At 50.2% G+C, this 21,407-nt stretch carries 21 protein-coding genes and 1 pseudogene; 10 read left to right on the top strand and 12 right to left on the bottom strand.

The window, feature by feature from the left end; all coding sequences use genetic code 11:
• Window positions 1–30: 30 nt before the first annotated feature.
• From OGX94_RS22495 to rluE, 9 genes are all read right to left on the bottom strand, one after another.
• On the bottom strand, window positions 31–1,623 hold the full coding sequence (locus OGX94_RS22495) for an IS66-like element ISKox1 family transposase (RefSeq protein WP_004902302.1): 1,593 nt from the start codon (window positions 1,621–1,623) through the stop codon (window positions 31–33).
• A 30-nt stretch (window positions 1,624–1,653) separates the two neighbouring features.
• Window positions 1,654–2,004 (bottom strand): IS66 family insertion sequence element accessory protein TnpB, encoded by a 351-nt coding sequence (gene tnpB / locus OGX94_RS22490; RefSeq protein WP_004189161.1) that lies wholly within the window; start codon window positions 2,002–2,004, stop codon window positions 1,654–1,656.
• On the bottom strand, window positions 2,001–2,441 hold the full coding sequence (locus tag OGX94_RS22485; RefSeq protein WP_004189163.1) for a transposase: 441 nt from the start codon (window positions 2,439–2,441) through the stop codon (window positions 2,001–2,003). Before OGX94_RS22485 ends, tnpB begins: the two co-directional genes overlap by 4 nt.
• A 499-nt stretch (window positions 2,442–2,940) precedes the next feature.
• Window positions 2,941–4,311: an adenylosuccinate lyase gene (gene purB, locus OGX94_RS22480; protein ID WP_003832400.1), complete on the bottom strand. Its 1,371-nt coding sequence runs from the start codon at window positions 4,309–4,311 to the stop codon at window positions 2,941–2,943.
• Window positions 4,312–4,314: 3 nt separating this feature from the next.
• On the bottom strand, window positions 4,315–4,956 hold the full coding sequence (gene hflD, locus OGX94_RS22475; protein ID WP_003832401.1) for a high frequency lysogenization protein HflD: 642 nt from the start codon (window positions 4,954–4,956) through the stop codon (window positions 4,315–4,317).
• A 34-nt stretch (window positions 4,957–4,990) separates the two neighbouring features.
• Window positions 4,991–6,097, bottom strand: a complete 1,107-nt coding sequence (mnmA, locus tag OGX94_RS22470) for a tRNA 2-thiouridine(34) synthase MnmA (protein WP_003832402.1) — start codon at window positions 6,095–6,097, stop codon at window positions 4,991–4,993.
• 53 nt (window positions 6,098–6,150) lie between these two features.
• Window positions 6,151–6,612, bottom strand: a complete 462-nt coding sequence (locus tag OGX94_RS22465; RefSeq protein WP_063941458.1) for an NUDIX hydrolase — start codon at window positions 6,610–6,612, stop codon at window positions 6,151–6,153.
• Between the two features lie 9 nt (window positions 6,613–6,621).
• Entirely contained in the window at window positions 6,622–7,560 is a 939-nt protein-coding gene (locus tag OGX94_RS22460) for a hypothetical protein (RefSeq protein WP_286569977.1), read from the bottom strand.
• Window positions 7,561–7,594: 34 nt separating this feature from the next.
• Window positions 7,595–8,218 carry a 23S rRNA pseudouridine(2457) synthase RluE gene (gene rluE, locus OGX94_RS22455; protein ID WP_286569975.1) on the bottom strand — a complete coding sequence of 208 codons (624 nt, stop codon included), beginning with the start codon at window positions 8,216–8,218 and terminating at the stop codon, window positions 7,595–7,597.
• A gap of 202 nt (window positions 8,219–8,420) precedes the next feature.
• Between rluE and icd the strand changes: the two genes are divergently transcribed.
• Window positions 8,421–9,671, top strand: a complete 1,251-nt coding sequence (icd, locus tag OGX94_RS22450; RefSeq protein ID WP_003030769.1) for an NADP-dependent isocitrate dehydrogenase — start codon at window positions 8,421–8,423, stop codon at window positions 9,669–9,671.
• A 193-nt stretch (window positions 9,672–9,864) separates the two neighbouring features.
• Window positions 9,865–10,230: pseudogene (gene tnpA, locus OGX94_RS22445) on the top strand (IS200/IS605 family transposase); the annotation flags it as partial.
• A gap of 248 nt (window positions 10,231–10,478) precedes the next feature.
• Here the strand turns inward: tnpA and OGX94_RS22440 are convergent.
• Both OGX94_RS22440 and OGX94_RS22435 read right to left on the bottom strand, forming a co-directional pair.
• A complete protein-coding gene (locus tag OGX94_RS22440; RefSeq protein ID WP_063941460.1) occupies window positions 10,479–10,883 on the bottom strand; it encodes a DUF1398 family protein in 405 nt (134 codons plus the stop codon).
• 151 nt (window positions 10,884–11,034) lie between these two features.
• A complete protein-coding gene (locus OGX94_RS22435; protein ID WP_008784497.1) occupies window positions 11,035–11,307 on the bottom strand; it encodes a hypothetical protein in 273 nt (90 codons plus the stop codon).
• 239 nt (window positions 11,308–11,546) lie between these two features.
• Here OGX94_RS22435 and pdeG point away from each other — a divergent pair, with 239 nt between their 5' ends.
• Together pdeG and OGX94_RS22425 are read left to right on the top strand one after the other, a co-directional pair.
• Complete coding sequence (gene pdeG / locus OGX94_RS22430; protein WP_286569973.1) at window positions 11,547–13,070, top strand: cyclic di-3',5'-guanosine monophosphate phosphodiesterase PdeG; 1,524 nt, start codon at window positions 11,547–11,549, stop codon at window positions 13,068–13,070.
• 169 nt (window positions 13,071–13,239) lie between these two features.
• Window positions 13,240–13,437: a hypothetical protein gene (locus tag OGX94_RS22425; protein ID WP_003832412.1), complete on the top strand. Its 198-nt coding sequence runs from the start codon at window positions 13,240–13,242 to the stop codon at window positions 13,435–13,437.
• A gap of 116 nt (window positions 13,438–13,553) precedes the next feature.
• Here OGX94_RS22425 and OGX94_RS22420 read toward each other — a convergent pair whose 3' ends face one another.
• Window positions 13,554–15,641, bottom strand: coding sequence for a TonB-dependent receptor (locus OGX94_RS22420; protein WP_003832414.1), 2,088 nt, complete (start codon window positions 15,639–15,641; stop codon window positions 13,554–13,556).
• Window positions 15,642–16,037: 396 nt separating this feature from the next.
• Here OGX94_RS22420 and OGX94_RS22415 point away from each other — a divergent pair, with 396 nt between their 5' ends.
• From OGX94_RS22415 to OGX94_RS22390, 6 genes are read left to right on the top strand one after another with little or no spacing between them, the layout of a single operon-like run.
• Window positions 16,038–17,660 carry an ABC transporter substrate-binding protein gene (locus OGX94_RS22415; protein WP_257661653.1) on the top strand — a complete coding sequence of 541 codons (1,623 nt, stop codon included), beginning with the start codon at window positions 16,038–16,040 and terminating at the stop codon, window positions 17,658–17,660.
• Window positions 17,660–18,634, top strand: a complete 975-nt coding sequence (locus OGX94_RS22410) for an ABC transporter permease (RefSeq protein WP_003832417.1) — start codon at window positions 17,660–17,662, stop codon at window positions 18,632–18,634. Before OGX94_RS22415 ends, OGX94_RS22410 begins: the two co-directional genes overlap by 1 nt.
• Window positions 18,624–19,436 (top strand): ABC transporter permease, encoded by an 813-nt coding sequence (locus OGX94_RS22405; RefSeq protein ID WP_063941466.1) that lies wholly within the window; start codon window positions 18,624–18,626, stop codon window positions 19,434–19,436. The genes OGX94_RS22410 and OGX94_RS22405 overlap by 11 nt, the downstream gene beginning before the upstream one ends.
• A complete protein-coding gene (locus OGX94_RS22400) occupies window positions 19,430–20,224 on the top strand; it encodes an ATP-binding cassette domain-containing protein (protein ID WP_003832421.1) in 795 nt (264 codons plus the stop codon). Before OGX94_RS22405 ends, OGX94_RS22400 begins: the two co-directional genes overlap by 7 nt.
• Window positions 20,208–20,795: an ATP-binding cassette domain-containing protein gene (locus OGX94_RS22395; protein WP_003832423.1), complete on the top strand. Its 588-nt coding sequence runs from the start codon at window positions 20,208–20,210 to the stop codon at window positions 20,793–20,795. Before OGX94_RS22400 ends, OGX94_RS22395 begins: the two co-directional genes overlap by 17 nt.
• 31 nt (window positions 20,796–20,826) lie before the next feature.
• Window positions 20,827–21,342: a phospholipase D family nuclease gene (locus OGX94_RS22390; protein ID WP_003832425.1), complete on the top strand. Its 516-nt coding sequence runs from the start codon at window positions 20,827–20,829 to the stop codon at window positions 21,340–21,342.
• The last annotated feature ends 65 nt before the right edge of the window (window positions 21,343–21,407 follow it).

Raw genomic sequence — 21,407 nt, 5'->3', positions numbered from 1 at the left:
GTAAGCGTTAAGTGAGCGCCGTATTGACGGTTATTTATCGGTAAGAACCACGTTCCATGGCAGCAGTTCGGCCACTTTGTTGCTGGGCCACTCCGGCAGTACGCTCAGGATATGGCGAAGGTAGGCTTCCGGATCGATACCATTCAGCCTGCACGTCCCGATCAGTCCGTACAGCAGGGCTCCGCGCTCACCACCGTGGTCGCTGCCGAAGAAGATAAAATTCTTTTTCCCAAGACAGACGGCACGAAGGGCTCGTTCGGCAGCGTTGTTATCAGGCTCTGCCAGGCCATCTTCACAGTAGTAGCACAGCGCATCCCACTGGTTCAGGACATAAGCGAACGCTTCGCCCAGACGGGACTTTTTCGACAGCGTCTCATTTTTTTCTACCAGCCATTCATGCAGCGATGCCAGCAGTGGTTTGCTTTGCGATTGTCTGGCTGCCAGACGCTCTTCTGTCGTGAGGCCGCGTATTTCTTCTTCTATCGCGTACAGCTCACCGATACGTTTCAGGGCTTCTTCCGCTGTCGCTGTGTGAGTGCTTATATAGACATCATGGATTTTTCGGCGGGCATGGGCCCAACATGCGGCTTCTGTCAGCGGCCCTCCTTCACGTTCCGGACTGAACAACCGATCGTAGCCTGCGAAGGCATCCGCCTGCAGCACACCATGATAGTGGCGAAGGTGTTGCTGAGGATGTTTTCCCTGCCGGTCTGGCGAGAAGGCGAACCATGCCGCTGGCGGATCTGATGAACCTGCGCTTCTGTCGTCACGTACATACGTCCAGATACGCCCGGTTTTCGTCTTCTTTCTGCCCGGTGCAAGCACCGGAACCGGAGTGTCATCCGTATGCAGTTTGTGGCAGTCCATCACGTAGTGGTAAAGGGCCTCATCCAGCGGGGCCATTAACCGGCAACATGCATCCACCCAGTTGGAGAGCAGAGCCCGGCTCAGATCCACGCCCTGACGGGCAAAGATTTCGCACTGGCGATACAGCGGCAGGTGTTCGCAGTATTTGGCCGTTAACACGCGGGCCAGCAGACCCGGCCCGGCGATACCCCGATCGATGGGACGTGATGGCGCAGGTGCTTCAACGATACAGTCACATCGGGTGCAGGCCTTTTTCACCCTGACCGTGCGGATCACTTTCAGGGCGCTGGAGACCAGTTCCAGCTGCTCCACGCTGACTTCGCTGAGGTACGCCATACCGCTGCCGCATTCCGGACAGCTGGTTTCCGCAGGATCCAGCCGATGTATCTCGCGGGGAAGGTGTGCCGGTAACGGGCGACGATGGCGGGACTGACGTAACTGGCGAGGTACCTGCGGATCGTCTTCCCGTCCGTTGTAGCGATCGCTTTGCTGCTCCTGCTGTTTCAGCAGGGCTTCGGCTTCTTCAACCTGTCGGCGAAGTTTTTCGGAGCGGGTACCGAACAACATTCGACGCAGTTTTTCTATCTGTGCCCGCAGATGCTCTATCTCGCGCTCTTCGTTCTCTATTTTCTCTTCTGCGCGGGCCAGTGCAGAACGCAGGAACGACTCAGTCTCTGCAACGAGACTGAGCTGACTGTCTTTCTGGCGAAGCGCGTCTTCCAGCGCAGCGATACGGGCGAGATAGTCGTGATTCATAACCGCTTTTATAATGCGGTTATGATTTTTTTACAACATTGTCAGTGAGTTAAGGCGGGATATTTTTGGCTGGCGCCAGTCCAGCTTATCAAGGAGCATGGCAAGTTGTGAGCGGGTGATCGCGATTTTGCCGTCGCGTACAGCAGGCCAGACGAACTGTCCCTCTTCCAGGCGTTTGATAAACAGGCACAGACCATCAGCATCAGCCCAAAGTATTTTCACGGTATCGCCACGGCGTCCCCGGAAGATAAACAGATGGCCGGAGAAGGGATCCTCATCCAGAACGTGGTGTATCTGTTCGCCCAGCCCGTTGAAGGATTTACGCATATCCGTGGCCCCGGCGACCAGCCAGATGCGGGTGCCTGACGGGAGGGATATCATTGTGTCCTCCCGGTCAGTTCGCGGATCAGCACAGTCAGCAACTCTGACGACGGGTTCTCCAGCGTCATTTTGCCGTGGCGGAACTCAACATGACAGGAAGTGGCGCTGGCGTGAGCGGAGGAGAACGTACACAGAGTGTCATTCTCTGCGGCGGGCAACGGGTCGTTGATAACGTCGACGGACAACAGAGTCGGAGAAGCCGGAAGAGATTGAGGTACCACCGGCCCCACGATAGTTGCAGGCATTCGACGAGAGATTCGCCCCTCTCTCTGCCAGAGGCGTAGCCACTTAAAAATGAGATTATTATCAACGCCATGTTCCCGCGCCAGTTGTGCGACGTTGGCATCTGGTCGTGAAGCCAGTTCGACCATCCGAAGTTTGAAGTCACTGGAATAGACGGTACGCGATTCAGTTCGCCAGTTGGCAGCATTTTCCATAAACAGAGCTCCTTCTAAATTAGACGGAGCTCTAAGCTAGCGATCCCGGGACTGGAATCACAGGCGGCAGTGACTTGACGCTTACGGATTTGAAGCTCCACACCACCAATATTCCATTATGGCTTTTAGCTTCTCGAGGTTGCTACATGGCCGATAGACCACTACCCATTTTTACTTTTTTTGGGGGCAAATTTGGGGGCAAAAATTAGTTTGGGGCATGATTTGGGGCGATGAAATGACTCATATTGCCCGCAATTGTCCAAGACGGTTTTTTATTAACTGATTGATTTTATGATAATTAACTGTATTTTCTGAATTTACAAAATCAATTTTATAGTCTAACGCTGATTATGTGGCTGTGGGGATAAACATTTAATAAACCGGGGGAAGGGATAATCTCGCGGACAATAAAAAAGCCGGAAGCGCTGATGCTTTCCGGCTTACTATGATATGAACGGAAGACCGGAACAGGCTCAAGCACGCTCCGGCATCAAACAGATTACTTCAGTTCATCAACCATGGTGATGGCGCGACCAATATAATTGGCAGGCGTCATTGCTTTCAGGCGAGTTTTCTCTTCTTCCGGCAGCGCCAGACCGTCGATAAACTGCTTCATACCTTCGGCGTCAACGCGCTTACCGCGGGTCAGCTCTTTCAGTTTCTCGTACGGCTTCTCAATACCGTAGCGACGCATCACGGTCTGAATCGGCTCTGCCAGAACTTCCCAGTTATGATCCAGTTCATCCAGCAGATGATCGCGGTTCACTTCCAGTTTGCTCACGCCTTTCAGCGTGGACTGATACGCGATCAGCGCATAGCCAATACCTACGCCCAGGTTACGCAGAACGGTAGAGTCAGTCAGGTCACGCTGCCAGCGGGAGACCGGCAGTTTGCTCGCCAGGTGCTGCAGAACCGCGTTAGACAGACCCAGGTTACCCTCGGAGTTTTCGAAATCGATGGGGTTAACTTTGTGCGGCATGGTGGAAGAGCCGATTTCACCCGCGATGGTTTTCTGTTTGAAATGGTTCAGCGCCACGTAACCCCAGACATCGCGGTCAAAGTCGATCAGGATGGTGTTGAAACGGGCGATGCAGTCAAACAGCTCGGCAATGTAGTCGTGCGGCTCAATCTGCGTGGTGTACGGGTTCCACTGGATGCCCAGCGAGGTGACAAACTCTTCGCTGAACTGATGCCAGTCAACTTCCGGGTAAGCGGCGATGTGGGCGTTATAGTTACCGACTGCACCATTGATCTTACCAAGAATTTCAACCTGGTTGAGCTGACGATACTGACGCTCCATACGGTAAGCCACGTTAGCCATTTCTTTGCCTAGCGTAGAAGGGGTGGCTGGCTGACCGTGGGTACGGGAGAGCAGAGGAATATCGCGATACTGTACAGACAGATCTTTCACCGCGTCGATAAGCTTACGCCAGTACGGCAGAACCACTTCGTCGCGTGCGGTTTTCAACATCAGCGCGTGAGACAGGTTGTTGATGTCTTCTGAAGTACACGCAAAGTGGATAAATTCGGAAACAGCGTGCAGTTCCGGGATATCCGCCACTTTCTCTTTCAGGAAATACTCAACTGCCTTCACATCATGGTTGGTCGTACGCTCAATGGTTTTGATGCGCGCAGCATCTTCTTCATTGAAGTTAGCGACGATCGCATCAAGGAAACCGATTGCGTCGGCAGCAAAAGCAGGAACTTCCTTGATCGCTGCGTGCGCGGCCAGTTTTTGCAGCCAGCGTACTTCAACCTGTACGCGGAATTTCAGCAAACCGTATTCGCTGAAAATCCCGCGCAGCGCGCTGACTTTATCGCCGTAGCGTCCATCGACAGGGGAAACGGCGGTCAGTGAGGATAATTCCATAGATCACAACTCCGGGGTTAAATGAGCAAGAATTTGTTTTGCCTGAGTCGTCAGGCGATTACGAGAAAACATGAGTTGCAGACGGCCTCCACCAACCTGATGCCAGAGCACGGCAGCACGGATGCCAGCCAGCAGCGAAGCGCGTACTTTAGCCTGTACCTGTGGGCTCTGAAGGATGGCCGGGGAACCCGTGACCTGAATACGCGGGCCGAGTGGGCTGATGACGTCAACATAAATACCAGCCATCGCACTCATCAACGTTTCTGACTGCAAATCAAAATGGTCTAGTTGGCGCTGCAAGCCGCTAATACGGTCTCCCAGCGTGTCCATAGCGCCCTTGGCCGCTGACAGCTTACGCTCCAGCACCATCAGGCTTAGCGTATAGCGGGTGAGTTCCGCGTTCAGTCCCTGACGACTGCTGGCGTTCAGTACGCCAAGCAGCGTTTCAAGGCCAAGACGCAGATTGGCTTCGCTGCCGCCAAACACGCCCAGCGTAGAGCTGGGATTCATGTCGATGACACTGTTCAGTGAAACGTGTAATGCATCGGCATCACAATGCCCCTGGTGCGCCAGTTCCTGCACCAGGCGTGCCGACTGACAAATGCCTGCCAGGGCGAGGGTGATGTCATAATAATTCTTTGCCACGTTCACTGCTTCCTTGTATCAAATGTGTAAGTAATTATACCGGCAGAGGCAATCGTTGTTCGATAATGCCGCCGCCGAGGCACACTTCGCCATTGTAAAAGACAGCCGACTGACCCGGCGTGACCGCCGCGACTGGCTCGTCGAAAATGACTTCAATACGCTCAGCATCCAGTGCCTTAACGGTGCACGGAATGTCGGTCTGACGATAGCGGGTTTTCACCGTGCAGCGCATGGTGCCGGTGAACGGTTCGCGATCGACCCAATGCAGCTGTTGCGCCACCAGCCCAACGGACATCAGACGTGGATGTTCATGACCCTGAGCGACAACCAGAATGTTGTTCTCAACGTCTTTATCCACCACATACCATGGATCTTCTGTCCCTTCTTTCGTTCCGCCAATACCCAGACCTTTACGCTGACCCAGAGTGTGGTACATCAGCCCCTGATGCTGGCCAATCTCTTCGCCGTCAACGGTGATGATTTTGCCTGGCTGAGCCGGCAGGTAACGACCAAGAAACTCGCGGAACTTACGTTCGCCAATGAAGCAGATGCCGGTGGAGTCTTTTTTCTTGGCCGTAATCAGACCAAGATCTTCGGCAATTTTACGCACCTGCGGTTTTTCCAGTTCACCGACCGGGAACAGGCTTTGCGCGATTTGCTCATGGCCGAGCGTATAGAGGAAATAACTCTGGTCTTTATTGCCATCGAGCCCACGCAGCAGGCGGCTTTTGCCGTCGACATCCGCGCGACGCACGTAGTGACCGGTGGCGATGTAATCGGCACCTAAATCTTCTGCGGCAAACTCAAGGAAGGCTTTAAACTTAATTTCTTTATTGCACAGAATATCCGGGTTCGGCGTACGGCCCGCTTTGTACTCTTCAAGGAACAGTTCAAAGACGTTGTCCCAGTATTCTGCGGCAAAGTTGACGGTATGCAGTTCAATGCCGAGTTTGTCACAGACAGCCTGCGCATCCGCAAGGTCGGCGGCCGCTGTGCAGTATTCCTCGCCATCGTCCTCTTCCCAGTTCTTCATGAACAGGCCTTCTACCTGATAGCCCTGTTGTTGTAACAGCCAGGCAGAAACGGAGGAATCGACACCGCCGGACATGCCGACGATCACTTTTTTTGGGCTTTCAGACATAGGAATACTCACGACATTGAACTTCAAGGCGGCATATTCTAGCACGCAGCCCTTTACTTGACACCCTCTGTAAACGGCCAGTTAAATTCGCCGATCATGGCCAGTGGGTAGCGCTGTCCGCTCTGATAACAGCGAATACTCTCTGCAACCAACGGCGAACGCAGGTTTGGCGCAGAGAAAATGTCTTCTGCACTGACCCAACGACAGCAATCTATATCGCTGTCATGGGGTTCTGTAGCGCACATATTGGCAAGCTCGATAGAGAAAAGAAAACGCAAAAAGGGCGTTCTGTCCGGCGCAATCCATTGATGCATACGAATGAAATGCTGCGGCTGCGCTTTTATGCCCGTTTCTTCCCACAGTTCGCGTGCTGCGGCTTGCACCAGCGTTTCATCGGCTTCCAGGTGTCCTGCAGGCTGATTCCACAAGGCTTTGCCATTGATCGTTTCTTCAACGACTAAGAATTTATCTTCTGCATGCACAATGCAGGCGACCGTGACGTGCGGTTTGAACATGTTTTCCCCTTATTCCTCAGCAAATCCTTCGGTAACATCAGGCCAGCTAATTTCACCGCTGGCCTTGTCGATACTGATATAAGCCACGGGAGGTGACGTTTGTGGGTCGGCCCCTCCACGGCACGATGCGGTTTGATGATCCTCGCGCACGATAATCTCAATGGCCTTTTTAGCATTCCAGCTTTCATAAAAGATACATTGGTGGTCGTGACGTAGCCCAAGGGTGGCGACTCTTGTTGCTTTGTCTGTCGACTGCGGGTTGATGTCGCCGCGATAGTGGTCACCGATGTTTATAGCCTGTAACTGCGACTTTTTTAACCAGCCGCGTATGATTTGGCGATCGGTGGTGTAATAGACCGCTTCCATAAAATCATCGTTGGATTGTTCTTGTACAGAGACGAGGTCGCCGGGCACTAAAAATACGGACGGGCTGCGACACTGTTCGGTTGGCATCGCATAGAACCATGCGCGGGTGTCTCCTGTTACCTGATAGTGGTTTGCGGAGGAGGAGGGTAAGAACCCGCGCTGCGACATCGCTTTATTTGCCCATGTCTGGCAAGACGCGCTTACTGCAAGCGGACTGGATAACGGCGTTAACCCAACTACCGAGACCCAGCCGGTGGCGAAGGTTCCTTTAGCGTCCCGATAACGTACGTAACGATAAGGTTCATCTTTGGAAAGCATGCCCGTGCTTTTGTAGCGCGGTGAACTCCTGAGCACCTCGACGGTGTCGCCATTGACCATGAACGCGGGGAGTTGACACTCTGTTGCTGGTGCAGAATAGAAATGCAGGCGTGAGTCGGTTTTTACTTTGGCAGACTCATAAAGATAGTTTGCCTCTCCGGCTGCTGTTCCGGCAATCGTCTCACAGTCCAGTTTTGCTGAACAAAACGGTGACGTGCCGAGCAGGATGAATGCTGCAAAAAGCTGCTTATCCATTTTTTTCATTCTTCCCTGTTAACACTCACGTTAAACCGTACGGTTACGATTTCAGTTCCCGCCACTCGCCGTTAGCAAGATTTTCCAGCGTGTAATCCCCCATGGCATAGCGGATGAGGCGCAGCGTAGGAAATCCAACATGCGCTGTCATACGACGTACCTGACGGTTGCGACCTTCATATAAGGTAACTTTCAACCAGCTGGTGGGAATGTTTTTCCGTTCCCGAATCGGCGGATTTCTCGGCCACAGCCATACGGGTTCCTCTACTACTTCAATGCCTGCGGGTAGCGTGGGGCCATCATTGAGCGTTACTCCGTTACGCAGGGCGTCCAGCGCTTCTGCTGTCGGCTCGCCTTCAACCTGGACGTAATAAATTTTCCCGGTACGCTTACCGGGTTGCGTTAACCGCGCCTGCAGCGCGCCGTCATTGGTTAGCACCAAAAGCCCTTCGCTGTCCCGGTCGAGTCGGCCCGCCGCATAAATTCCCGGCACGGGAATAAAATCTTTTAACGTGCTTCTGCCAGCCTCGTCAGTAAATTGTGGCAAAACATCGTAGGGTTTATTGAACAAAACCACGCGTTTTGGCTGGTTTTCTTTACGCTGCTTAGTGACTTGTCGTGAGCTGAATCGCTCAACCTGGTGATTTCTAAAAGAAGTTTTTTGCATGGTATTTTCAGATTATATCAATTGCCGCATTATAGCCTAAGAACGAGTGTCTTTCATGGCGGCGAACAATAGGGTAGTATTGACACGCTCATTACAAATCATTAACAAAAAGTTGCTCTAACGCATCCGTGTAGCAGGACGCAAACGCACATGCAGCGTGATGACAGACGAGCAGAACCAGAAGCGCTCGAAGGAGAGGTGAATGGAAAGCAAAGTAGTTGTTCCGGCGGAAGGTAAGAAGATCACCCTGCAAAACGGCAAACTCAACGTTCCTGAAAATCCGATTATCCCGTTCATTGAAGGCGACGGTATCGGCGTTGATGTAACCCCACCGATGATCAAAGTTGTCGATGCTGCTGTCGAGAAAGCCTATAAAGGCGAGCGTAAAATCTCCTGGATGGAAATCTACACCGGCGAGAAATCCACTCAGGTTTATGGCCAGGACGTCTGGCTGCCTGCTGAAACCTTAGATCTGATTCGTGAATATCGTGTTGCCATTAAAGGCCCTCTGACCACCCCTGTTGGCGGCGGTATTCGCTCTCTGAACGTAGCTCTGCGTCAGGAACTTGACCTGTATGTCTGCCTGCGTCCGGTGCGTTATTATCAGGGCACACCAAGCCCGGTTAAACACCCTGAACTGACCGACATGGTCATCTTCCGCGAAAACTCCGAAGATATCTACGCGGGTATCGAGTGGAAAGCTGACTCTGCCGATGCTGAGAAAGTGATTAAATTCCTGCGCGAAGAGATGGGCGTGAAGAAAATCCGCTTCCCGGAACATTGCGGCATTGGTATCAAACCGTGTTCTGAAGAAGGGACTAAACGTCTGGTGCGTGCAGCGATTGAATACGCCATCGCCAACGATCGTGATTCAGTTACCCTGGTACACAAAGGCAACATCATGAAGTTCACCGAAGGCGCGTTCAAAGACTGGGGTTACCAGTTAGCGCGTGAAGAATTCGGTGGTGAACTGATCGACGGCGGTCCATGGGTGAAAATCAAGAACCCGAAAACCGGTAAAGAGATCGTGGTTAAGGACGTTATCGCCGATGCGTTCCTGCAACAGATCCTGCTGCGTCCGGCTGAGTATGACGTGATTGCCTGTATGAACCTGAACGGTGACTACATCTCCGATGCGCTGGCCGCACAGGTTGGTGGTATTGGTATCGCGCCGGGTGCAAACATCGGTGACGAATGCGCTCTGTTCGAAGCAACCCACGGTACTGCACCGAAGTATGCAGGTCAGGATAAAGTGAACCCAGGTTCCATCATTCTGTCTGCTGAAATGATGCTGCGCCACATGGGTTGGGTTGAAGCGGCTGACCTGATTGTTAAAGGTATGGAAGGCGCAATCAACGCCAAGACCGTAACCTATGATTTCGAACGTCTGATGGATGGCGCTAAGCTGCTGAAATGTAGTGAGTTTGGTGACGCGATCATCGAAAACATGTAATCCAGATACTGGGTTGTATGAGAACGGGAGCCGAGAGGTTCCCGTTTTTTTGTGCACAGAAAATCCCAGTTAGGCTGGGGATTCCGGAAAGCTTTCAGCTTTGGGCCAGTTATTAATATCCCTTTTGATTTGTTAAAACACCTTGCGGTCTGGCAACTGCAAGGGTTAAACAAGAAATCAAAAGGGGTTCCCAATGGGGGGCGAAAAGAGCTTAGCGAACACCCGATGGAACTGTAAATATCATATAGTTTTTGCGCCCAAATACCGAAGACAAACATTCTACGGATAGAAACGTAGGGCGATAGGCAGCATCTTAAGAAAGCTGTGTGAACGGAAAAGCGTGCGGATCCTGGAAGCTGAATGCTGTGCAGATCATATCCATATGCTTGTGGAAATCCAGCCCAAAATGAGCGTATCCGGCTTTATGGGGTATCTGAAAGGTAAAAGCAGTCTGATATTGTATGAGCAGTTTAGTGATATGAAGTTTAAATACAGGAACAGGAAGTTCTGGTGCAGAGGTTACTACGTCGACATGGTAGGTAAGAACACGGCGAAGATAACTGTCTGCAGGAGTACATCAGGACGCAATGCCTGAATTAACTTAGCCAGCTTAATTGCGGATTTCTTTTACCTGGGTGTCCAATCAATTAAGCACAGTACAGTGACATTATCATGCGTCATGTCGCCGCAGTGTTCCGTATTAACTATGACTGTAGCCCGATGTGGTGATCTTTCATGCGGGTTTGTCCCTTATGCCTGCTTCTACGGTGCTGAGTGGAAGAAACCGGGCTACTAGTTCAACTATCATTATATTAATGGATTATTGTTCTCAACATCTTCCATGTATAAAAGCGTATCGTCAACAGAGTAGTAATGCCGTTTGTTATCATTGACATCCGTAACCCATCGGAAAACGCCAGCATTGATAAGTGTTGCAGTATATTCGCGAAATGTGGATTTCCCGGAATAATGAATCTGGGCTGCTTTTTTTACTTGTTCCGGGTTCTTGTTTGTGCTGACTTTCAATAAGTCTCTTTTCCCTCTTATTAATATTACTTCATCATTTTCTGTAACAACTCTAATGTTATCAGTAGCCAGGTAGTAAATATAATAAGCAATATTCTGGCGTTTCAGTTCAGAGTAAAACCACGGAAAGTTATGTTCCTTTCTCACTTGCTCAAACATCTTTTCAAGAACGTCAACCTGATCCATCAGGATTATAACCTATTGTTAGTCATGAGAGCGTGTAGTGTGCACGATCGGTTTTATCACTTCAATCTGGTCTGACCTTTTGGTACGGACAGCGGAGCCATGAGAGTAATTGCGCGCAGCCCATATACGCGTGCGCACTTGGTGCATGCAATTATTTTTTTGCTGAAAGTTTGTACGGAAATACATGCAGAGCGTTTGCTGCTATGGGATAAACGCCCAGGCCTTCTGTTCTGGCTTTGATTTCCTCGAAAGAGAGTGAAGGGGAGGGTTCTCGTCCGCCCCACAGATTAATGCCTTCAGGAACATCGTCCCGGCTGTACTCCTCGGCGATCTCGATGGTTCCGCCACTATTCAATTCGATCACGACGCTTTTCCCGTCAACAGGAATGAGGTTACCGTCATTGTCTGTGATAAAGATTTTCATTTTCTTACCTCTTATTAGTACATGTATATGATAACAAAATTGGAAAGAGGGATGTCACTATTGTCTTGATCTCTTCAAGGATAATTTTATTTAAAAATTAATTTGTTATGTTTTGGTTTTGGAAATGTGATTCGACGCATGGCGACTTTTGTTTCTGTCTACCATGCTCTGTAGAGATAAATTAGAACATGTCAATGCTCATCGCAACGACTGATCAGTTTTCGCTACAGGACATGAGAATGCGCAAAGCACTTTTACCGGTAACCGCTGCGGTGTGTCTTTTTTTGATCGGTGTTTTTATTCTTAATATGCAGCTTTGGTATTCATCTTCGACAGAAACCCTTGGAGGAGCCCGATATGCTGTTAAAAATATGGATAACATACTTGATGAAGCTTTCCAGGCAACCCGTACCGCAAGGCATATTGCTGAAAAAAAATGTGATCTGGAGGGACAATACCAACTTGGAACCGAAGCTGCACTTCGCCCTCATTTACGAACGCTGATCATTATCCGGCAGGGGAAGGTTTGGTGTACGTCATTGCCGGGGAATAGGATTTTACTTAAGCAAATCCCCGTAATTGCTGATACAAATCTGTTGCTGACTCCCGCAAGAAATACGGAAAACGAGATACCTGTTCTGCTGTATCAAACTCGTTTTCAAACCAGTCGTATTATTGTCACTATTAGTGGGGTGCATATTCGAGGGGCTCTGAAAGTTCCGTTAAAGGGAGTAGCATACTCATTGCTGGTGGGTGACAACGTACTTGGTTTATTGGGCGATGTGAAAACCGTTACAACAAGCGCACGTGCGTCTGGTCAACTTAATTCCGCAAAGTATCCGTTCAGTATTATTTATAATAAACCGCCACTGTTTAGTGCAAAAAAGCTGGTTACACAGGGTTCAGGGATTCTGGTTTTTATCCTGTTAATGTCTTTTGCAGCCGCTTATGCCATTGATAAGTATCTGAACAAGAACGATACCCCTGAAGAAACGTTGCGCAGGGCGATAGTAAAAGGAGAGATCGTGCCTTTTTATCAACCTATCGTAAATGGTCGCGAGGGGACGTTACGCGGTGTTGAAGTGCTGGCCCGATGGAAACATCCAAAAGCCGGATATATCTCTCCAGCTTCCTTCATTCCCGTCGCTGAAAAATCAGGCCTGATAGTGCCACTAACTCAAAGCCTGATGAGGCAGGTCGCGGAAAACATGAACGCCATTGCCAGCAAACTGCCATCCGGCTTCCATGTCGGCATTAACTTCAGCGCATCCCATCTCACATCCCCTACATTCGTGCAGGAGTGCCTGCATTACAGGGATAGCTTTAACCGCGATGACCTCAATCTGGTAATCGAAGTTACTGAGCGCGAGCCGTTAGATGTGGATGAAGATCTTGTGCAGAGGCTCAATATCCTGCATGAGAATGGCTTTGTGATTGCGCTGGATGATTTTGGTACGGGCTATTCTGGGCTTTCTTATTTGCATGACATGCACATTGATTACATTAAAATCGATCAGAGCTTTGTGGGAAGGGTAAATGAGCTTCCCGATTCAACCCGAATTTTGGATTGTGTTCTCGATTTGGCGCGCAAGCTGTCTTTAAGCATCGTTGCTGAAGGGGTTGAAACGAAGGCTCAGCTTGATTATCTCAACAAAAACAACATTGTTTTCCTGCAAGGGTACTATTTCTATAAACCAGTAACCTTCACTGAGTTCGTCATGATTCTGCTGTCAAAGCCTAAAGTGAAGGTTTTTGTCGAATAAATACAAGATAACCTAATTGATGAAAAGTGAGCATGAAATCTGCTTCGGTAGCAAAAATCCGACGATTATCTTTATCGTGAGGCAAATCTCGGATTCTGTTATTTAAAATCTATACCCTTATCGATGTGGTGGTTATTTGTGTTTTCATATACAGCAACTGGATAATGGTATGGCAGATATAACATTCGCGATGGAGCGTGATTCAAGTCACAAAGCGGCGAAAAATAAGTTGGATGTGCGAAGCAAAGCGAAGAACACAAATCGCAATCAGCTTGCGATTGCCGCAGTCCTGTTTTTAGGCGGTATCGTCGGGATTATTGTTTTGGCATTATATCTAATGGTGCAGGAAGGGGTATTTCTGTATTAATTGTTTAAATATTCTTATATGTTAAAATAAGATGATGATTATATCTTGTGTCTTCTCTCAATAATATTCTGCTGGTCGGGGTATTAGTGTGCCCCGACCAGCAGGATCTTATAAAATTAGAACTGATAATTTAAAGATACCCAGTAGTTACGACCAGGGTTTACGTATCCGGTAGTGGATTGTGCAGTCTGATAATAATCACCTGCGTAGGTGCTATTGCGGCCCACCTGGTACAATTTGACCTCACTAAAGTCTTTATCCAGCACGTTATTAACCGCCGTATTAAGCGTCAGATCTTTGGTCAGCTTATAAGACATCCCCATGTCGACAACGGTCCAGGCTTTTAAATCAGCGCCTTTATCGTCATAGACGGCCTTTTGTACCGCACTAAGGTTGTCGTAATTTTCGGTAAAGCGTGGGGCTTTGCCGCGATAACGTGCGCTGAGCCAGGCGTTCATATCTTCCGTTGCCTGCCAGTTCAGACGGGCGTTAGCCATATGTTTTGGTGTGTAACTTAATGGCGCGCCTTTATTGTCACCATCTTTTTGCTTGCTCTGAGTGTAGGTGTAGTTGAGAGATAAGGTCAGCACATCCGACCATAGAGGGAAGGTGCTGGCAAATTCAACGCCATCGGTCCTTGCCTTGCCGCTGTTGGTATAGCTGTTGGTATTATCATCGATAGAATATGAGACAATTTTATTTTTGTATTCGGTATAGAAGCCGGTAATGTTGGCGTTAAGCCCGGCGTCGTTCTCGTAATACAGCCCGGTTTCGTAGCTGATACTTTCCTCAGGTTTGAGGTCCGGGTTACCGACCGTATTCACCGTTCCCTGTGCGGTTACACCGCTGATCCCGTTATGCAACTGGCTTAGTGATGGTGCTTTATAACCTGTCGTTACGCCGCCTTTGAGCGTCCAGGCGTCGGAAACGTCCCAGACCATATAGGCACGCGGGCTGAGATGACCGCCAAAGACATCGTTATGCTCATAGCGTGTTCCTGCGGTTAAGGCCAGCGAGTCGAGAATATGCCATTCATCTTCCGCATAAGCTGCCCACGTTTTTTGATGGAACGTCTCGCCGGTATTGGCCAGTACCACACCATCTTTCATCCGTGCATCCCAGTATTCTCCGCCAAGGGTTAAGAGGTGTGAATCACCTAATGGCGTCAGCAGCACTGAGTCAAGAATGACGTTGGTGTTCTTCAGTTCACGCGCGTCACCGGCCCGGCCTGCGTTCTCTGGCGTGAGTGCGGAAGATACCAATTGCCGGCCTTTGTTTTCGGTTTCATTCCAGCCGAGGGAGGATTTCCAGGTGCCGAACGTTAAGGCTGTATCGTGGCCGAGGGTCACTTTGTTACGCTCATAGCGTAGCGTTTTATCATACCCCCCTGTCAGGTTGCCCAACTGCCCGTCATCGTTGTCATAGCGCTGTCTGGCGGAGTCGAGATCTAACCATAACGTATTGTTCTCGTTGGTTTTCCAGTCGAGACGCGTGCCAATATTATAGTTTTCCGACTCGGTAGGATAAGGTACGCGGGTGGAGGAGGTATCGCTGAGGGAGGTGACGCTGGAACCCTGACGCTGGGTTGTGCTCCCCCGAACCTGCATATCCAATACGCCCGCAATCAACGGGCCGCTTGACCAGAAGTTGGCGACCGTACTGTTACCCCATTTATTACTCTCTTGCAGGTTAACGCCGGTATTGATGGAAGTGCTCCATTTATCGGTGCTTTTTTTGGTGATGATATTCACCACGCCACCGATTGCGTCGGACCCATAAAGCGTCGACATCGGGCCGCGGATCACCTCAATATGATCGATCGCCGCCAGTGGGGGCATAAAGCTGGTATTCATGGCAGAGAAACCGTTTGGCGTTACGTCGCTGCTGCCGTTTTGACGAATACCGTCAATCAGGATCAAGGTATAGCTGGCAGGCATGCCACGGATGCTGATCTCCAGACCGCCGGTTTTACCGGTGCTGCTTTCAACATCTACCCCTTCAACAGAACGCAGGGCTTCACCTAAATCATTATATTTATTGGTTTGTAACTCTTGCTGAGAAATAACAGAGACGCTGGCGGCGGCATTGGTGATTTTCTTTTCATAACCGGAAGCGGTTACCACCATGACATCTTCAGCAAATACCAGGGGGCTGGAAAATCCTAAACAGGACAGAACGACAGAGGCAACAGGTTTTAAACGCATAGTCAAACTTCCTTTGTTAAAAATTCAAAGGCAGTAAGATAATTGATGGAAATGATAATACAAATAATTATCATTACAAATTTACATAACTTGTCACTTCTGGTGTTTTTCTTGAATAAATATACATAAATTGTCATGAGTTTTAGAAAAGGAATTAGCAGGAAGGGCCAATAGTCCGCACAGGCAATTATTAGTTCGGGATTAATATTCCTGTGAATAAATGGCGAGGGATTAACCTATTTTCTGAGATTCACATCGTACTCATAACGGAGTATCAGAAAAAAGTATGATAATTTTAGAAAATCGTCATACTTTTCTGCGCCGCATCATTTTTTTCATCATTTCTGTCCGCCATAATCCCTTCCCCAGGAGACTGCTTAACGACGGTAAATCGTTATGCGGCATAAAAATAACGTAAATCTGGATAACATAATGATCAAAGGCAAGCAGGCACTGCTTACGTGCGCATTGACTCTCGCATTAACTTCACCACTTCTTGCCGCGCAAAATGCGAACGAAGGGCAGACGTTAAAACTGGCAATTGGCCCAGAACCAACGGAAGGGTTTGACCCGATGCTGGGCTGGAGTCATGGCAGCTATTTGCTTTTGCATGCACCATTATTAAAACAAAATGCAGATATGAGCTGGGGAAACCTGCTGACGGAAAAAGTAGAGACCAGCGCAGACGGCAAAACCTGGACGTTGACGTTAAAACCTGACCTTAAATTCTCGGATGGTTCCCCGCTAACCGCTGAAGATGTTGTGTTCACCTATAACAAAGCAGCAAAAAGCGGCGGCAAAATCGACATGGGAAACTTCACCCATGCCAGCCTGAAAGATAACCGTACGGTAGAAATTACGCTAAATAGCCCACAGAGCACCTTTGTGAATGTGTTGGGTTCTTTGGGTATTGTTCCGGCGAAACGGTATGACGAAAAAACATTTGCCAAAAATCCGATTGGCGCGGGTCCTTATCGGCTGGTGAGTTTTCAGCCGGGACAGCAGTTGATCGTGGAGGCTAACCCCTGGTATGCCGGTAAGAAAAATGATTTTAGTAAGCTGGTGTTTGTCTTCCTTGATGAAGATAACGCTTATGCCGCAGCGCGCAGTGGCCAACTGGGACTCGTACGTATCGCGCCGTCGATGGCGGTCGCTCCTCAGCAGACAAATTTGAAACTTTGGGTACGCGATAGCGTGGAAAATCGGGGCATTGTGTTCCCGATGGTTCCTGCAGGTAAAAAAGATGCCAATGGCTATCCGATTGGGAACGATATCACGGCCGATGTTGCCATCAGGCGCGCCATCAACTATGCCATCGACCGTAAGCAGCTTGCCGATCAGGTCATGGAAGGTCATGCGATTCCTGCGTATAGCGCAGTGCAGGGGCTGCCATGGCAGGGGCAATCCGTTGCGTTCAAAGATGGTGATAGCGAAAAAGCACGTACGATTCTGGAAGAAGCCGGCTGGAAGGTAGGTAAAGATGGCGTGCGAGTGAAAGACGGCAAAGAGGCTCGACTGACTTTATGGTACGCCAGCGGTGACAGTACGCGCCGGGATTTAGCTGAGGCCGTACGTGCGATGCTGGAACCGTTGGGAATTCAGGTATCACTACAGTCCGGAAGCTGGGAAACTGTTGAGCGTCACATGCATGCGAACCCGACACTATTTGGTTGGGGAAGCCTGGATCCGATGGAGCTTTTCCATCATTACAGTAATCAGGCCGCGGGCGTGGAATATTACAACCCAGGCTATTACAGCAATCCTGTTGTTGAACAGCATCTTAAACAGGCTATCGACGCCCCAGACTGGCAAAAGGCGTTGCCTTTCTGGCAACAGGTGGAGTGGGATGGCAAGCAAGGGGCTGGCGTGCAAGGCGATGCTGCCTGGGCATGGCTGCTGAATATTCAGCACACCTACCTGGCAAATCCGTGTATTGATTTAGGCAAAGGCGCACCGGAGATTCACGGTAGCTGGTCACTGCTCAATAATCTGGACGAATGGACCTGGACCTGCCGTTGATGAAGTCTGTTGTGGGCCATTTTCTACGGCTGATAGTGTTATTAGTGCTGGTTGCGGCTGGCACTTTTGTGCTGCTCAGCTTTTCTCCAGTCGATCCGATTCGCGCTTATATTGGCAACGATCTCCTGCATGTGCCGCCGGAGCAATATGCACGCATTGCTGCTCGCTGGGGATTGGACCAGCCGCTATGGGAGCGTTTTGGTCACTGGTTTTTACGGGTATTGCAGGGCGATCTCGGCTATTCCATGTTGTTTAATGCGCCGGTTGCCAGCGTGATCAAGGAACGCTTTTCCACCTCGTTTGCGCTGCTTGGCGGCGCGTGGCTACTCTCCGGCATATTGGGAACGGCAATGGGGTTTGTCGCGGGTCGCTACCTGAATCGCTGGCCGGACAAAGCAATCTGTCGCCTCAGCTATCTGCTCTCCTCGTTGCCGACCTTCTGGATTGGTATGTTGCTGCTGGCGTTATTTGCCGTGCGCTGGCCGGTATTTCCGGTCTGCTGCGCATGGGAACCGGGTAACAGCGGCGATATGGCCATGCTGACCGAGCGTCTGCGCCATCTGGTGCTTCCCGTTTGCGCGCTCAGTTTGCTGGGACTGGGACAAATTACGCTTCATACGCGGGAAAGCATCGCCAGCGTAATGAAAAGCGAATTTGTCCGTTTTGCACGTTCCCAGGGAGATAAAGGCTGGTCACTGTTACGCCATCAGGTTCTGCGTCATGCAATTACGCCTGCGCTGTGTTTGCAGTTTGCCTCACTGGGAGAACTGCTGGGAGGTGCACTATTGGCCGAAAAAGTCTTCGCGTATCCAGGACTGGGGCAGGCCACCATTGATGCCGGATTACGCGGCGATCTGCCGTTACTGATGGGGATTGTGTTGTTCAGTACCGTACTGGTGTTCATTGGCAATTCGCTGTCTACCTGGCTTGTCCGTATGTTGAACCGTGCTCTGGAGCGACCTGATGCTCTATAACCCGACGCCGACGCTAATTCGTCTTTTGTTCTCTTTCAGCTGCCTGTTATTCATTGCAGTATATGGTGCCGCAATGCTGGATAACCCGTTGAGCGTTAATCTGCTTGCCCGTCATCTTCCACCTGATGCGATGTATTGGTTTGGCACCGATAATCTTGGTCGCGATCTGTGGATCCGTTGTTTTCAGGGGGCACTCACCAGTCTGCAAATTGGTATTGGTGCGGCGTTGTGCAGTGGCTTGATTGCGTTAATGATGGCGGCGGTTTCGCGCATACATCCGCGTCTGGATGTGCTTATGCGCCTTATAACTGATGCCATGCTGTCGATGCCGCATCTGCTGTTGCTTATTTTGATCTGTTTTACGCTGGGCGGCGGGAAAAACGGGGTAATCATGGCGGTTGCACTAACGCACTGGCCGCGTCTGGCGCTAATCCTGCGTGCTGAAGCGCAGCGCGTGGCCCACAGTGACTATCTGATGTTGACCTGGCGTCTGGGGCACGGTCATTTTTACTGCTGGCGGCATCACTATCTACCGGCGTTGTTACCCCAGTGGCTAACGGGAACATTGCTGATGTTTCCCCATGCAGTGTTGCACAGCGCGGCGTTAAGCTTCCTCGGTTTTGGACTGGCACCGCATGAACCGTCGCTGGGCCTGCTGCTGGCGGATGCGCTGAGGTTTATCAGTCATGGCGACTGGTGGTTAGTACTGTTTCCTGGACTGATGCTGTTCAGTCTGGTGATGTTATTCGATCAGCTCGCAAGGGCGGTGCATCGTTTATGGTTACGAGGTGACGCATGTTGAGTTTAAGGCAGGTCTCACTGGACGTGGCGCGTTATCGCTGGTACGGCGCGAAAAACTGGTCTTCGCTGTTGCAGGATATCTCTTTCGACGTAGCGCCTGGTCAGATGGTGGCGCTAGTTGGAGGAAGTGGAGAAGGTAAAAGCCTATTGCTGCAATGTCTGCTCGATCTCTTACCAGACAATTTGCGTTTCAACGGCGTTATTACCCTGGAAGGTAAAACGCTGGACAGTGATGACATTCGCAAATGTCGTGGCAATACCTTTAGCTACGTCCCGCAAGGTATTCAGGCACTTAACCCGCTGCTCTCGATTGAAAAGCATCTGCGCAGGGCATGCCAGCTTTCTGACCAGCAATGGAATGCCGGAAAAATTGAACGATTGCTCCAGCGTAGCCGACTGGAAAGTCGCGTATTAGATGCTTTTCCGCGTCAGCTTTCAGGCGGTATGGCAAAACGTGTTCTGGCCTGTCACGCGTCTCTGAGTCAGGCTCGCTATATTCTGGCGGATGAAATTACCGCCTGGCTTGATGCACCTCTCGCTAATCAACTGCTTGAACAGTTGCGTGAGCAATGTGAGCAAGGGGCTGGCGTTTTATGGGTAACGCATGACCTCACGCTGGCGGCCCGCCATGCGGATCGTATTGTCGCTCTGCATCAGGGAAGGGTGTCGGATAACGTCAGCCGGGAACAGCTGTTACGCGGAGAGATTAGCGAACACCTGCAACGACAATGGCGGGCGCTGCCTGAAAGAAATCAACTTTTTGGAGAGCGCGATGCTGTGCTGTCGTGATGTAACAATCCGTCAGGGGGAAAAGGTTCTGTGGCAAAATCTGACCTTTTCTCTACGCCCTGGAGAACGTATTGGGATTTGTGCGCCCAGTGGAACTGGCAAAACGACGCTGGGACGCGTGCTGGCGGGCTGGCAGAAACCAACTTCCGGTGACATTCTGGTTGATGACCAACCTTTGCCGATGCACCAGTATTGCCCGGTGCAACTGGTGCCACAGCATCCGGAATTAACTTTTAACCCCCGACGCAGCACCGGTGATGCGGTGTATGATGCATGGCGACCGGATGCTGCAATGCTTACCCGTCTTCACATCAATCCAGAGTGGTTAACCCGCCGTCCTGGACAACTTTCTGGTGGTGAACTGGCGCGAATTGCTTTACTTCGCGCGCTGGACCCGCGGACACGTTTTCTTATTGCCGATGAAATTACTGCCCAGCTTGATCCTTCTATTCAACGGGATATCTGGGCGCTGCTGCTTGAAGAATCTCAGCGTCGGCCATTGGGTATGCTCATTATCAGTCATCAGCAGGCACTGCTTGATCAGATCTGCACGCGAGCGCTACTCTCTTAGGTCTCTTTCGCATTTCAGGCAAATAACTAACGTGATCGTAAAAACTATCGCTGTGGCTGCGCTAATGTACGGGGCGGGTGCTTTTGCAGCACATGCTTCCATTCAGGTGGGTTTTTCACCGGAAGGATCGGCTCGGGCTTTAGTGCTGGATTCAATCAACCATGCGCAGCACAGCATCGATATGATGGCTTATTCATTTCAGTCTGCAGATATTGTTCAGGCATTGGTCAACGCTGAAAAGAGAGGCGTTGTGGTTCGGGCTGTTATCGATAAGAAACGAAACCAGGGTAAGGTGAGCCAGAAGGCCATCGCTTTTGCTGCCGCGAATGGGGTTGATGTTCAACTGGATGGTCACTACCACATCCAGCATGACAAGGTAATGATTATTGATGGCGACACGCTGGAAACCGGTTCGTTCAACTTTGCCAAATCCGCAGAATTTGCTAACTCTGAAAATGTGTTAGTTATTCGTGACGAACCTGCCGTTGTTGCGCAGTATCAGGCCCATTTTGACAGCCGTTGGAAAATCGCGCACCAGAGCGGTTAAATGTTTCACAACGCCGTTGATTTAAATGTGATGTTATATTATAACATTTTACTCGCAATTGATTT

The sequence above is a fragment of the Citrobacter sp. Cpo037 genome (assembly GCF_030332945.1).
Taxonomy (GTDB): Bacteria; Pseudomonadota; Gammaproteobacteria; order Enterobacterales; family Enterobacteriaceae; genus Citrobacter; species Citrobacter portucalensis.
Note: the sequence above shows the minus strand (reverse complement) of the source record. Positions and strands in the feature narration are given on the sequence as shown.

Excerpts from the sequence above, each read along its gene's own strand:
- tnpB (WP_004189161.1), bottom strand. The coding sequence starts at position 2,004 with ATGATATCCCTCCCGTCAGGCACCCGCATCTGGCTGGTCGCCGGGGCC.
- OGX94_RS22405 (WP_063941466.1), top strand. The coding sequence starts at position 18,624 with ATGCTCTATAACCCGACGCCGACGCTAATTCGTCTTTTGTTCTCTTTC.
- OGX94_RS22485 (WP_004189163.1), bottom strand. The coding sequence starts at position 2,441 with ATGGAAAATGCTGCCAACTGGCGAACTGAATCGCGTACCGTCTATTCC.
- OGX94_RS22395 (WP_003832423.1), top strand. The coding sequence starts at position 20,208 with ATGCTGTGCTGTCGTGATGTAACAATCCGTCAGGGGGAAAAGGTTCTG.
- OGX94_RS22495 (WP_004902302.1), bottom strand. The coding sequence starts at position 1,623 with ATGAATCACGACTATCTCGCCCGTATCGCTGCGCTGGAAGACGCGCTT.
- OGX94_RS22400 (WP_003832421.1), top strand. The coding sequence starts at position 19,430 with ATGTTGAGTTTAAGGCAGGTCTCACTGGACGTGGCGCGTTATCGCTGG.
- OGX94_RS22420 (WP_003832414.1), bottom strand. The coding sequence starts at position 15,641 with ATGCGTTTAAAACCTGTTGCCTCTGTCGTTCTGTCCTGTTTAGGATTT.
- OGX94_RS22410 (WP_003832417.1), top strand. The coding sequence starts at position 17,660 with ATGAAGTCTGTTGTGGGCCATTTTCTACGGCTGATAGTGTTATTAGTG.
- OGX94_RS22440 (WP_063941460.1), bottom strand. The coding sequence starts at position 10,883 with ATGGATCAGGTTGACGTTCTTGAAAAGATGTTTGAGCAAGTGAGAAAG.
- OGX94_RS22415 (WP_257661653.1), top strand. The coding sequence starts at position 16,038 with ATGCGGCATAAAAATAACGTAAATCTGGATAACATAATGATCAAAGGC.
- OGX94_RS22460 (WP_286569977.1), bottom strand. The coding sequence starts at position 7,560 with ATGAAAAAAATGGATAAGCAGCTTTTTGCAGCATTCATCCTGCTCGGC.
- OGX94_RS22435 (WP_008784497.1), bottom strand. The coding sequence starts at position 11,307 with ATGAAAATCTTTATCACAGACAATGACGGTAACCTCATTCCTGTTGAC.
- OGX94_RS22465 (WP_063941458.1), bottom strand. The coding sequence starts at position 6,612 with ATGTTCAAACCGCACGTCACGGTCGCCTGCATTGTGCATGCAGAAGAT.
- OGX94_RS22425 (WP_003832412.1), top strand. The coding sequence starts at position 13,240 with ATGGCAGATATAACATTCGCGATGGAGCGTGATTCAAGTCACAAAGCG.
- rluE (WP_286569975.1), bottom strand. The coding sequence starts at position 8,218 with ATGCAAAAAACTTCTTTTAGAAATCACCAGGTTGAGCGATTCAGCTCA.
- purB (WP_003832400.1), bottom strand. The coding sequence starts at position 4,311 with ATGGAATTATCCTCACTGACCGCCGTTTCCCCTGTCGATGGACGCTAC.
- icd (WP_003030769.1), top strand. The coding sequence starts at position 8,421 with ATGGAAAGCAAAGTAGTTGTTCCGGCGGAAGGTAAGAAGATCACCCTG.
- pdeG (WP_286569973.1), top strand. The coding sequence starts at position 11,547 with ATGCGCAAAGCACTTTTACCGGTAACCGCTGCGGTGTGTCTTTTTTTG.
- mnmA (WP_003832402.1), bottom strand. The coding sequence starts at position 6,097 with ATGTCTGAAAGCCCAAAAAAAGTGATCGTCGGCATGTCCGGCGGTGTC.